Here is a 13,014-nt window from a genome sequence, read left to right on the forward strand (position 1 = left end):
GCCCGGGGACCCTCTTCGTATGTGAGTCTTGCTGCCATGTCCGTCGTACGTGATCTGCGCGTACTCCTGCGCCTGACGAACTTCCGCCGCCTGCTCGCCGTCCGGCTGCTTTCCCAGTGCGCCGACGGCGTCTACCAGGTGGCCCTGGCCACGTACGTCGTCTTCTCCCCCGAGAAACAGACCTCCGCCGCGGCGATCGCCTCCGCGATGGCGATCCTCCTGCTCCCGTACTCGCTCGTCGGGCCCTTCGCCGGAGTGCTCCTCGACCGCTGGCAGCGCCGGCAGGTCTTCCTGTACGGCAATCTCCTGCGCGCCCTGCTCGCCTGCGGGACCGCCGTGCTCGTCCTCGCCTCCGTCCCCGACTGGCTCTTCTACGCCTCCGCGCTCTCCGTCACGGCCGTCAACCGCTTCGTCCTCGCGGGGCTCTCCGCCTCGCTCCCACGGGTCGTGGACGACGAGCGGCTCGTCGTGGCGAACTCGCTCTCCCCCACCGCCGGCACCCTCGCCGCGACCCTGGGCGGCGGTCTCGCCTTCGGTGTCCAGCTGCTCGCCGACAACTCCAACGCGGCCGTGGTCGCCGCCGGCGCCGTGCTCTATCTGGCCGCCGCCCTCGCCTCGCTCCGGATGTCCCGGGAGCTCCTCGGCCCCGACCCGGACGACGAGCCGCAGCCCCTCACCTCGGCCCTGGCCTCGACGGCCCGGGGACTCGCCGCCGGACTGCGGCACCTCGCCGAGCGACGCCCCGCGGCCCGCGCTCTCGCCGCCGTGACCCTCATGCGCTTCTGTTACGGCGCCCTGTTCGTCACCGTGCTCATGCTCTGCCGCTACGCGTGGAGCGCCACGGAGTCCGAAGGGCTCGGTCTGCTGGGACTGGCCGTTGCCACGTCGGGCGCCGGATTCTTCGCGGCCGCCGTGCTCTCCCCCTGGGCCGTGGGGCGCTTCGGCCCCTTCGGCTGGATGACCCTGTGCGCCGCGGCGGCGGCCGTGCTGGAACCGGCGCTCGGCCTGACCTTCGCCCCCACGCCGTTCCTCGTCGCCGCCTTCGTCCTCGGGCTCACCACCCAGGGCGGGAAGATCGCGACGGACACGGTGGTGCAGACCTCGGTGGACGACGCCTACCGAGGGCGGGTCTTCGCGCTCTACGACGTGCTGTTCAACGTCGCCTTCGTGAGCGCGGCGGGCGTCGCGGCCCTGATGCTGCCGCCCGACGGCCGGTCCGCGCTGCTGATCGTGCTCGTGGCCGTGATCTACGCCGGGATCGCCCTGGCGCTGCGCCGTGGGGAACGCACGGAGAGGTGCGGGGAACGCACGGAGGGGTGATGTTTCACGTGAAACACCACCCCTCGTGAGCGCCTCGCCTCCGCCGCTGTTTCACGTGGAACCCGCTGTTTCACGTGAAACGGCAACGCGGCGCGGAGCGGCTCGACCGGCTCAGTTCTGCTCGGCCCACCACTCCTTGAGCGCGACGACGGCCTGCGCGTGCTCCATCGGGCCGTTCTCCAGCCGCAGCTCCAGCAGGAACTTGTACGCCTGGCCGATGGCCGGCCCGGGACCGATCCCCAGGATCTCCTGGATCTGGTTGCCGTCGAGGTCCGGGCGGATCGCGTCCAGCTCCTCCTGCTCCTGGAGCTGGCCGATGCGGTCCTCCAGGCCGTCATAGGCCCGGGAGAGCGCGGTCGCCTTGCGCTTGTTGCGGGTGGTGCAGTCCGACCGGGTCAGCTTGTGGAGACGCGAGAGCATCGGACCGGCGTCCCGCACGTAGCGCCGTACGGCCGAGTCGGTCCACTCGCCGGTCCCGTACCCGTGGAAACGGAGGTGCAGCTCCACGAGGTGCGAGACGTCCTTGATCATCTCGTTGGAGTACTTGAGCGCGGTCATCCGCTTCTTGGTCATCTTCGCGCCCACCACCTCGTGGTGGTGGAAGGAGACCCGGCCGTCCTTCTCGAAGCGACGGGTCCGCGGCTTGCCGATGTCGTGGAGCAGCGCGGCAAGGCGCAGCACCAGGTCCGGCCCGTCCTCCTCCAGGTCGATCGCCTGGTCGAGCACGGTCAGCGAGTGCTCGTAGACATCCTTGTGCCGGTGGTGCTCGTCGCTCTCCAGGCGCAGCGCCGGCAGCTCGGGGAGGACGTGCTCGGCGAGCCCGGTCTCGACGAGCAGCCCGAGGCCCTTGCGCGGGTGGGCGGAGAGCAGCAGCTTGTTGAGCTCGTCACGGACCCGCTCGGCGGAGACGATCTCGATCCGGCCGGACATCTCCTTCATCGCGGCGACGACCTCGGGAGCGACCTCGAAGTCCAGCTGCGCGGCGAACCGCGCGGCCCTCATCATCCGCAGCGGGTCGTCGGAGAAGGACTCCTCGGGCGTCCCCGGCGTACGGAGCACCCGGGCCGCCAGGTCCTCCAGGCCGCCGTACGGGTCGACGAACTCCTTCTCCGGGAGCGCCACGGCCATCGCGTTGACGGTGAAGTCACGCCGGACGAGGTCCTGGTCGATGGAGTCGCCGTAGGAGACCTCGGGCTTCCGCGAGGTGCGGTCGTACGCCTCCGAGCGGTACGTGGTGACCTCGACCTGGAAGCGCTGGTCGACGTCTCCGACGCGGGCGTCCTTCTGGCAGCCGACCGTCCCGAAGGCGATGCCCACCTCCCACACGGCGTCGGCCCACGGACGGACGATCTTCAGTACGTCCTCGGGGCGGGCGTCGGTGGTGAAGTCCAGGTCGTTGCCGAGCCGGCCGAGCAGCGCGTCGCGTACCGAGCCACCGACCAGCGCGAGGCTGAACCCGGCCTCCTGGAATCGGCGGGCGAGGTCGTCGGCGACGGGGGACACGCGCAGCAGTTCACTGACCGCGCGGCGTTGCACCTGGCTCAGTGCAGTCGGGGTGTCTTCGTTGGCGTTCGGCACAACAGAAAAGGGTACGTGCCCCGGCTCGCGGCGACGTCCTCGTTTTCCGGCGGGCACCGACGCCCGGACCGGCCGGCCCGGACCCCGCGGAAGATCGCCTGGAGCAGTCCCCGGCACTTGCCCCCAGCGTGCCTCGTTACCATGCCTGGACACAGCAACCGGGAACCACCTACACCACTGGCACCAGAGACAACGACGAGGACGGGCGAACGCGTGGCCGAGGCGGCAGACATCCAGGGAACCGGTCCCTCACCTGCCCGCCGATGGCTGCGGCGCACGATCACGGTCGCCGTCGGGGCGCCGCTCCTCGCCGGTCTGCTCCAGGCCCCGGCGGGCAGCTCCCCGGCCTTCGCCGCCGAGGACGGCACCGTCTCGAAGACGGTCGATGTGTCGCTCGACACGCTGACGCCGACCGCTCCCACCGAGGGGGACACCGTCACCGTCACCGGGACGGTCACCAACCGGAGCAAGAAGACCGTCACCGACGCCACCGTGGACCTGCGCGTCGGCCCCCGGCTGACCAGCCGCAGTGAGATCGAGCAGGTGACGGCCCGCACCGGCTACCGGAGCGACAGCGACCCCGCTCCCGTGGAGGACGCCCCCACCGTCGAGATCCCCCGGCTGGGCGCCGGCCTGAGCGCGGACTTCTCGATCTCGGTGCCGGTCTCCGAACTCGGACTCGACGACGCCGGTGTGTACCAGCTGGGGGTCTCCCTCACCGGGCAGACCACGGACCGGCACGACGACCGGGTGCTCGGCATCGAGCGGACGTTCCTGCCGTACCAGCCCGAGGCCACCGAGAAGAAGACCCAGCTCACCTACCTCTGGCCGCTGATCTCCTCAGCCCATGTCTCCGCGGAGACGGCCACGGACGATCAGCAGACCCCCGTCTTCGAGGACGACGCCCTGGCGGCCGAGCTGAAGCCGGGCGGGCGCCTCGACCAGCTGGTCTCGCTGGGGCAGGGCCTCCCGGTCACCTGGGTGCTCGACCCGGACCTGCTGGCCTCCGTCGACGCCATGGCGAACGGCTACCGCGTCAAGGACAGCGGCACCGTGCACGTCCCCGGCAGGAACCAGGCCGTGGCCGAGCGGTGGCTGGACGCGCTGGAGAAGGCGGTCCAGGGGCACAAGGTCGTCGCCCTCCCCTTCGCGGACCCCGACCTCGCCTCCCTGGCCCACCGGGGCAAGGACGTCCCCGGTTCGCTGGGACACCTCCAGTCGGCCACCGCCCTCGCCGGGGTGACGGTCGAGACCGTCCTGCACACCCAGGCCTCCACCGACTTCGCCTGGCCCGCCGATGGAGCCGTCGACCCCTCCATCGTGGCCGTGGCGACCTCCGCCGGCGCCGACAAGGTGATCGCCCGCAGCGACAGCGTCCGCGACGACCTCCCCTACACCCCGACGGCGGCCCGCCCCTTCGGCGACGGAAGCACCACGGCCGTGGTGAGCGACGCGCTCCTGTCCACCGCCTTCGAAGGGGACATGGTCCGCGCGGAGAACTCCACGCTCGCGGTCCAGAAGTTCCTCGCGCAGTCGCTGGCGATCACCCTGGAGCAGCCGGAGGACCAGCGCAGCATCGTGGTCGCCCCGCAGCGGATGCCGAGCGTCTCCCAGGCGCAGACCATGGCGGCGGCCCTGCAGGGCCTCTCCGGGCGGCGCTGGACCCAGCCGAGCGACCTCCTCGCCGCCGCTGCGGCCAAGCCCGACCCGGACGCCTTCACCAAGGTGCCCAGCAGCTCCCGGTACCCGAAGAAGCTGCGCGACCGGGAACTGCCCGTCCAGGCCTTCCGCGACATGAAGACCACCCGCGACGAGCTGAACGACTTCAAGGTCGTCCTGTCCCAGCAGGACCGGGTCGTGACGCCCTTCGGCAACGCGATCAACCGCGAGATGTCGACCTCGTGGCGGGGCCAGGCCCGCGCCGCCGCGCTCTACCGGATCAACGTCCTGGAGTATCTGCAGACCCTCACCGAGGGGGTCCAGTTGGTCGACAAGTCCGATCTCACACTCTCCGGCCGCAGCGCGACGATCCCCGTGACCGTCCAGAACAAGCTGCTGCAGGACGTGCATCTCGTGCTCCGGCTCACCTCCGGCAACAAGAACCGGCTCCAGGTGAACGGTGACCGGGACGCGGAGCTGCCCGTGAAGATCAACGGTGGCCACAGCCAGTCGGTGAAGTTCAACGCCTCCGCCAGCGTCAACGGTCAGGTGCCGATGACCGCCCAGCTCTACACCGAGGACGGCACGCCGTACGGGCAGCCGATGACGTTCACCGTGAAGGTCTCCGAGATCACCGCCACGGTGATGCTCGTGATCGCCGGTGGAGTGCTGCTGCTGGTCCTGGCCGGCGTACGGATGTACAGCCAGCGCAAGCGGGTGGCCGCCCGCAACGCCGCCGAGGCGGCGGAGGCGGAGGCGGCAGGGGACCCGGAGGGCGACGCGGAGGACGAGGCAGAGGCCGCATCCCCCTCGGAGGGCACGGAGCCGGACGCGGAGGCCCTCTCGGAGGAGGCGGAGGCTTCTTCGGAGGGCGCGGACGTCGAGACCGACGCCGGGACGGATCCCGAGGCGGTGACGGACGAGGCCGACGGGGGTGAACCCGAGCAGCCGAGTGACCCGACGCCGGACACCGGGTCCGAAAGCCGCGACCCGTCGGGCCCGGGTGAGAAAGTGGACCGTTGAGCGATGTCGTGGCCGGTCGGCCGGGGACGATGAGGTGGGGTAACCATGAACGCGCCGTACGACGGTGACCGCGGCCAGGGCGCGGGCGGCACCGCGCCGTCCGGTGGGACGCCCGCGGCCCCCTCCGGTCCCGGCCACCCTCCGGTGCCGGCCCCGCAGGAACAGAACCCTTACGCGCAGGACGCCTACGCGCAGAACCCGTACGCGCAGAACCAGTACGACCAGAGCGCGTACCCCCAGGACCCCTACGTCCAGGACGCCCTCGCCCAGGACCCGTACCGGGCCCAGGACCTGTCCGCGCAGGACCCGGTGACCGAGGCGCTCTACGACCGCGCCGCGCACCCGCCGCCCCCGCCCGGCACCTACCAGGAGCCCCAGCCGCTCTACCAGCAGCCGGTCGCCCCCCAGCACGCGCCCGACCCCCGGGTGTGGGCGCAGACCCCGGCGCCGGAGCCCGACGGCACCTCCCGTCACCTGCCGTACGGCGACGACGCGCGCACGGTCCAGTTCACCGGCGTCGACGACCTGGTGACCCGGGCCGGCGAGGAGGGCCCCGAGCCGGACGCCTTCGCGCACCTCTACCGGGACCAGCAGACGCCCGGTCAGGTGCCCCCGCCCGCCCCGGAGCCGGACCCCATGCCCGCGCCCGCCCCCAAGAAGTCCGGAAGGGCCTCCGGGCTGCTGAAGTCGAGCGCGGTGATGGCGGCCGGCACGCTGGTCTCCCGGCTCACCGGCTTCGTCCGCAGCCTGGTGATCACCGGGGCGCTCGGCGCGGCCCTGCTCGGCGACACGTTCACCATCGCCTACACGCTGCCGACGATGATCTACATCCTCACCGTCGGCGGCGGCCTCAACTCGGTCTTCGTGCCGCAGCTCGTCCGCTCGATGAAGAACGACGAGGACGGCGGCGAGGCCTACGCCAACCGGCTCCTCACCCTGGTCATGGTGGCGCTGGGCCTGATCGTGGCCCTGGCCGTCTTCGCGGCGCCGCTGCTGATCCGGCTGATGTCGAACACCATCGCCGACGACGCCGCGGCCAACAGCGTGGCCGTGACCTTCGCCCGGTACTGCCTGCCCACGATCTTCTTCATGGGTGTGCACGTGGTGATGGGCCAGATCCTCAACGCCCGGGGCAAGTTCGGCGCGATGATGTGGACCCCGGTCCTCAACAACATCGTCATGATCGTCACCTTCGGCCTGTTCATCTGGGTCTACGGCACCTCCGCCGAGTCCCACATGGGCGTGCAGACCATCCCGGACGACGGCATCCGCCTGCTGGGCGTCGGCACCCTCCTCGGACTCGTCGTCCAGGCGCTGGCGATGATCCCGTACCTCCGTGAGACCGGTTTCCGCTTCCGTCCGCGCTTCGACTGGAAGGGCCACGGGCTCGGCAAGACGGTCAAGCTCGCCAAGTGGACCGTGCTCTTCGTCCTCGCCAACCAGGCGGGCGTCCTCGTCGTCACCCAGCTCGCCACGGCCGCCGGTGAGGAGTCCGGGAAGAACGGTGCCGGTTTCCTCGCCTACTCGAACGCCCAGCTGATCTGGGGCATGCCGCAGGCCATCATCACGGTCTCCGTCATGGCCGCGCTGCTGCCCCGCATCTCCCGCGCCGCCCACGACGACGACCCCGGTGCCGTCCGCGACGACATCTCGCAGGGCCTGCGGAACTCGGCCGTCGCGATCGTTCCGGTCTCCTTCGCCTTCCTGGCCCTCGGCGTCCCGATGTGCACCCTGCTGTACGCCTCCAGCGGCGTCGAGGCCGCCCAGGGCATGGGCTTCATCCTGATGGCCTTCGGCCTCGGCCTGATCCCCTACTCCGTCCAGTACGTCGTGCTCCGCGGCTTCTACGCCTACGAGGACACCCGGACGCCCTTCTACAACACGGTCATCGTGGCCGCCGTCAACGCGGCCGCCTCGGCCGTCTGTTACGTCGTCCTGCCCGCCCAGTGGGCCGTCGTCGGCATGGCCGCCTCCTACGGACTCGCCTACGCCGTCGGCGTCGGCATCGCCTGGCGCCGCCTCCGCAACCGGCTGGGCGGCGACCTGGACGGCACACAGGTGCTGCGGACGTACGCGCGCCTCTGCATGGCCTCCGTGCCCGCCGCGATCGTCGCCGGCGGCGTCGGCTTCGGTCTGCTGAAGCTCCTCGGCGAAGGCGCGCTGGGCTCGCTCGTCGCCCTGATCGTCGGCGGAGTGGTACTCCTCGGGGTCTTCTTCGTCGCCGCCAAGCGCATGCGGATCACGGAACTGAACACCCTGGTCGGCATGGTGCGCGGACGCCTGGGACGCTGATCCCGCGGCCCCGCACAACCATCGGGGGGAACCGCGTGTCGTGCATAGCGTCCGACTGTGGGCACAATTGGCTTGGCTGTTGGATGCGGTGCAACGGATGGGGAGGCAGGAACGACGGTGGCGGAACGTAGCACGGCTGCCGTCGACGTGGCCGACAACAGCGGTGACGACCCGCTGACCGCCAAGGCGGACACGGCCGCGACCGACGGGGTGGCGGACAAGCAGAAGACGGCGGAGAAGACCGCCGAAGCCACGGAGAAGAAGGCGGTCGAACGACAGAGCGGCGAACAGCCCTCCCTCACGGCTCCCGAGCTGCACAGCGGCCACAAACTGGCCAGGCGCTACCGGCTGGAGGAGTGCGTCACCCGTCTGGACGGCTTCAGCAGCTGGCGCGCCGTCGACGAGAAGCTACGGCGCGCGGTCGGAGTCCACCTGCTGCCCGCCGACCACCCCCGGGCCCGCTCGGTCCTGGCCGCGGCCCGCTCCTCGGCCCTCCTCGGCGACCCCCGGTTCGTCCAGGTCCTCGACGCCGTCGAGGAGAACGACCTCGTCTACGTCGTGCACGAGTGGCTGCCCGACTCCACCGAACTGACCGCGCTGCTCGCGGCCGGACCGCTGGAACCCCACGACGCCTACCAACTCGTCAGCCAGGTCTCCCAGGCCATGGCCGCCGCGCACCGCGAGGGCCTCGCCCACCTCAGGCTCACCCCGAGCGCGGTCCTGCGCAGCTCCACCGGCCAGTACCGGATCCGCGGCCTGGCCGTGAACGCCGCCCTGCGCGGCATCACCGCCGAGCGTCCGCAGCGCAGCGACACCGAGGCCATCGGCGCCCTGCTGTACGCCGCGCTCACCCAGCGCTGGCCGTACGACAGCGACGCGTACGGGCTCTCCGGGCTACCCAAGGGCGTCGGGCTGCTCCCGCCCGACCAGGTCAGGGCCGGCGTCCACCGGGGCCTCTCCGAGATCGCCATGCGCGCCCTGGCCAACGACGGGGCCACCGCCTCGCGCCAGGAACCGCCCTGCACCACCCCGGACGAGCTGGCGAAGGCCGTGGCGGCGATGCCCCGGGTGAAGCCGCCGGAGCCGGAGTTCACCGCACCGCCCGAGTACCAGCGCACGACGTACCAGCAGGGCACCTACGGGCGTCCCCAGCCGCGTCCCGCGGTCACCCAGCCGGTGGTCGTCCCGCCGCCCCCGCTGCAGAGCCGGACCGGCAGGGCGCTGAAGTGGGCCGTCTCGGCGCTGCTGATCGCCGCCCTGGGCCTCGGCAGCTGGCAGATCGCCGACCGGCTCCTCGGCCAGGACAACGTCACCGAGACGCCGAACACGGCCCCGACGGTCGACGACGAGAAGCCGGAGCCGCCCAAGCCGCTGACGATCCGTTCCGCGGAGGAGTTCGCCCCCGACGGCCTCCCGCAGAACCCGGACGCCGTCGGCGACACCTACGACAGCGACAGCTCCTCGTACTGGCGTACCAAGACCTTCGTCGACGGCCCCGTGCTGGCGCCGTACAAGCAGGGTGTCGGGATCGTCTACGACCTCGGGAGCGAGCAGAACGTCACGTCCGCCTCCATAGCGCTGCGCTTCGGCGGTCCGCAGACCACCGTCACGCTGTACGCGGCGGACTCTCTGTCGCCCTCCGGTACCCCGGACTCCATGAAGAAGATCGCCTCGGTCGAGACCTCGGACTCGACCGCGAAGCCGGAGACCAAGACGGCGGTCAAGACCCGCTACGTACTGCTCTGGATGACCTCCGTGCCGTACTCCGACCGCGACGAGTACTTCGGCTCGGGCTACAAGCAGGCCATCACGAACGTGTCGTTCCAGGGGACCGCCCCCTAGTCACCGACCGTGCATCACGATGAGCGCCGAGCCCAGCTCGGCGCTCATTTACTTCCGGGCACGGACCGGATTGAATGCGTGCACGTCTGCCGAGCGAGGAGGGGAACCGTGACGCCTGCGGCTGACGACCCCCGGACCGCAGCGGACGACGAACTCCTGGCCCGTCATGTCGCCGGAGACCCCGACGCCTTCGGTGAGCTCGTACGCCGCCACCGCGACCGGCTCTGGGCCGTGGCCCTCCGGACCCTGGGGGACCGCGAGGAGGCCGCTGACGCCGTCCAGGACGCCCTGATCTCGGCCTTCCGGGCCGCCCACACCTTCCGCGGCCAGTCGGCCGTCACGACGTGGCTCCACCGCATCACGGTGAACGCCTGTCTCGACCGCATACGGAAGACCGCTTCCCGCCGGACCTCGCCCGTCGACGACGACGCCCACTTCGAGCAGCTCCTCGACCCCCATGAATCGGCCGAAGCCCCCGTGGAACGCCAGGACCTCCACCGCCAGCTGTTCGCCGCCCTCGCCACGATCCCCGCCGACCAGCGCGCCGCCCTCGTCCTGGTCGACATGCAGGGATACCCGGTCGCGGAGGCTGCCCGTATCCTCGGCGTTCCCACCGGCACCGTGAAGAGCCGCTGCGCGCGCGGACGGGCACGCCTGCTTCCGATGGTCACTCATCTGCGCGCCGACACCGTGGGTAACGAGCCCTCCGAAGGGGGAAGGAACCGGACGCCGGGGGCATCCGTCCCACCGGTGCCGGGGCCGACGGACACCGGACCGACTGATCCAGCTGCTGTGAAGGGCGGAGGTGGGCGCACGTGACTTCCACGGCCGGCAAGGCCAACACCACACAGCACCCGGACGTCTCGGAGATCTCCGACCTGACCGAGGGGCTTCTCTCGCCGACGCGCTCGGCGGCCGTCCGCCGGCACGTGGACGGCTGTTCCCTCTGCGCCGACGTCCGGACCTCCCTGGAGGAGATCCGGGGCCTCCTGGGCACCCTTCCCGGCCCGGCTCGCATGCCCGCCGACATCGCCGGCCGGATCGATGCCGCCCTCGCCGCCGAGGCCCTGCTCAGCGCCACCACACCGGACAACGACACCGCTGTTTCACGTGAAACATCGCGCACCCCGGCCGAGCGGGTCCCCGCTCCTTCGTCTCCGCAAGCCGACCGTCCTGCGGGCCGTCCGTCCGCCGCCACCGGCCCCGGTCGCACCGGACGGCCGCGCCGCCGTCGGATCGCCCTGCTCTCCACCCTCGGTGCCGCCTTCGGCGCCGTGATCCTCGGCACGAGCCTCTATCTGAGCCAGTCCGGCACCGTGACCGCCGACGGCCAGGCACCGGCCGTCAGGAACGCCGACACCGCCGCCGGAGCGGCTCTGACCCCCTTCTCGGGGTCACCGGTCGAAGACCGGGTGCACGCCCTCCTGAACCAGGACGCCACCGCCAGGACTCCGCAGGGCGTCGGGCCCGAGTCCATGTCCGCCGAAACCGGCGGCACGACCCCTCAGCGGAACAGGGACGGCGCCGTCCCCCGCTGCGTCCTGGCCGGTACGGGCCGCGCCGACGCGGTGCTCGGGCAGGAGCGCGGCGAGTACCGGGGAACTCCTGCCTACCTGCTCGTTCTGACCGATCCCTCGGACAGCGGCCGGGTCCAGGCCTACGTGCTCGACGCCTCCTGTGCCGACCGCACCGACGGAAACGGAACCCCGGCGGCCACCGTCCTCTTCAGCGAGACGTACGCCCGCTCCTGACCCCACTTCCCGCCCGGCCCGGTGCCGCGCGGCGGTCTCGGGAATGCACGCCCCTTAGTATCCGTTGGGTGGGGTGAGAGTGACCGAGACAACCGCCCCCGTAGGCAGTGGCAGTCTGCAGAGACGAGGAAGAAACCCGTGAGCGACGTCCGTAACGTGATCATTATCGGCTCCGGGCCCGCGGGTTACACCGCTGCGCTCTACACCGCCCGAGCGTCGCTGAACCCCCTGGTCTTCGAAGGTGCCGTCACCGCCGGTGGCGCACTGATGAACACGACCGAGGTCGAGAACTTCCCCGGTTTCCGTGACGGCATCATGGGCCCGGACCTGATGGACAACATGCGGGCCCAGGCCGAGCGCTTCGGCGCCGAGCTGATCCCCGACGACGTCATCGCCGTCGACCTGAGCGGTGACATCAAGACCGTCACCGACACCGCCGGCACCGTGCACCGCGCCAAGGCCGTCATCGTCACCACCGGCTCCCAGCACCGCAAGCTCGGCCTCCCCAACGAGGACGTGCTCTCCGGCCGCGGTGTCTCCTGGTGCGCCACCTGCGACGGCTTCTTCTTCAAGGACCAGGACATCGCCGTCGTCGGCGGCGGCGACACCGCGATCGAGGAGGCCACCTTCCTCTCGCGCTTCGCCAAGTCCGTCACGATCGTCCACCGCCGCGACACCCTGCGTGCCTCCAAGGCCATGCAGGAGCGCGCCTTCGCCGACCCGAAGATCTCCTTCGCCTGGGACAGCGAGGTCACCGAGATCCACGGCGAGCAGAAGCTCAGTGGTCTGACCCTGCGCGACACGAAGACCGGCGAGACCCGCGAGCTGGCCGTCACCGGCCTCTTCATCGCCGTGGGCCACGACCCGCGGACCGAGCTGTTCAAGGGTCAGCTGGACCTCGACGAGGAGGGCTACCTCAAGGTCGCCGCCCCGTCGACGCGCACGAACCTCACCGGTGTCTTCGGCGCCGGCGATGTCGTCGACCACACCTACCGCCAGGCGATCACGGCCGCCGGCACCGGCTGCTCCGCCGCCCTGGACGCCGAGCGCTTCCTGGCCGCCCTCGCCGACAGCGAGAAGCTGGCCGAGACCCCCGCGGTCTGACCCCGACTCTCCCCACCCCACACCCCGCGAGATCAAGGAGGCCGCTGTGGCCCTCAAGTCTGTAACCGACGCTTCCTTCGACGAGGACGTCCTCAAGAGCGACAAGCCCGTCCTGGTGGACTTCTGGGCCGAGTGGTGCGGCCCGTGCCGCCAGATCGCCCCGTCGCTGGAGGCCATCGCCGCCGAGCACGGCGAGATCGAGATCGTGAAGCTCAACATCGACCAGAACCCGGCCACGGCTGCCAAGTACGGCGTCATGTCGATCCCGACGCTCAACGTCTACCAGGGCGGCGAGGTCGTGAAGACGATCGTCGGCGCCAAGCCGAAGGCCGCGATCCTCCGCGACCTGGAGGCCTTCGTCGAGCCGACCAAGGCCTGATGCTTCCTCGCTGTTTCACGTGAAACATGACGCGCGAGCGACGTTTCACGTGAAACAGAAGCGGCC

The 13,014-nt window shown here is 71.0% G+C and carries 9 protein-coding genes; 8 read left to right on the top strand and 1 reads right to left on the bottom strand.

Annotated elements, in window-relative coordinates; translation table 11 throughout:
- Window positions 1-36 precede the first annotated feature (36 nt).
- A complete protein-coding gene (locus tag ASD33_RS25720) occupies window positions 37-1,320 on the top strand; it encodes an MFS transporter (RefSeq protein WP_056565118.1) in 1,284 nt (427 codons plus the stop codon).
- A 111-nt stretch (window positions 1,321-1,431) separates the two neighbouring features.
- Here ASD33_RS25720 and ASD33_RS25725 read toward each other — a convergent pair whose 3' ends face one another.
- On the bottom strand, window positions 1,432-2,898 hold the full coding sequence (locus tag ASD33_RS25725; protein ID WP_199863591.1) for a CCA tRNA nucleotidyltransferase: 1,467 nt from the start codon (window positions 2,896-2,898) through the stop codon (window positions 1,432-1,434).
- Between the two features lie 213 nt (window positions 2,899-3,111).
- Here ASD33_RS25725 and ASD33_RS25730 point away from each other — a divergent pair, with 213 nt between their 5' ends.
- The 7 genes from ASD33_RS25730 to trxA all read left to right on the top strand — a co-directional run bounded on the left by ASD33_RS25730 (window position 3,112) and on the right by trxA (window position 12,948).
- Entirely contained in the window at window positions 3,112-5,580 is a 2,469-nt protein-coding gene (locus ASD33_RS25730) for a DUF6049 family protein (RefSeq protein ID WP_056565123.1), read from the top strand.
- 45 nt (window positions 5,581-5,625) lie between these two features.
- Window positions 5,626-7,872 carry a murein biosynthesis integral membrane protein MurJ gene (gene murJ, locus ASD33_RS25735; protein ID WP_056565126.1) on the top strand — a complete coding sequence of 749 codons (2,247 nt, stop codon included), beginning with the start codon at window positions 5,626-5,628 and terminating at the stop codon, window positions 7,870-7,872.
- 117 nt (window positions 7,873-7,989) lie between these two features.
- A complete protein-coding gene (locus ASD33_RS25740) occupies window positions 7,990-9,714 on the top strand; it encodes a protein kinase family protein (protein WP_056565129.1) in 1,725 nt (574 codons plus the stop codon).
- Window positions 9,715-9,822: 108 nt separating this feature from the next.
- Window positions 9,823-10,533 (top strand): RNA polymerase sigma factor SigM, encoded by a 711-nt coding sequence (sigM, locus tag ASD33_RS25745; RefSeq protein WP_056565132.1) that lies wholly within the window; start codon window positions 9,823-9,825, stop codon window positions 10,531-10,533.
- Window positions 10,530-11,465, top strand: a complete 936-nt coding sequence (locus ASD33_RS25750; protein ID WP_056565135.1) for a hypothetical protein — start codon at window positions 10,530-10,532, stop codon at window positions 11,463-11,465. The genes sigM and ASD33_RS25750 overlap by 4 nt, the downstream gene beginning before the upstream one ends.
- Before the next feature lie 138 nt (window positions 11,466-11,603).
- Window positions 11,604-12,569, top strand: coding sequence for a thioredoxin-disulfide reductase (gene trxB, locus ASD33_RS25755; RefSeq protein ID WP_056565139.1), 966 nt, complete (start codon window positions 11,604-11,606; stop codon window positions 12,567-12,569).
- Between the two features lie 46 nt (window positions 12,570-12,615).
- On the top strand, window positions 12,616-12,948 hold the full coding sequence (gene trxA / locus ASD33_RS25760) for a thioredoxin (RefSeq protein ID WP_056565142.1): 333 nt from the start codon (window positions 12,616-12,618) through the stop codon (window positions 12,946-12,948).
- Window positions 12,949-13,014: the final 66 nt, after the last annotated feature.

The organism is Streptomyces sp. Root1304, assembly GCF_001426405.1.
Classification (GTDB): Bacteria; Actinomycetota; Actinomycetes; order Streptomycetales; family Streptomycetaceae; genus Streptomyces.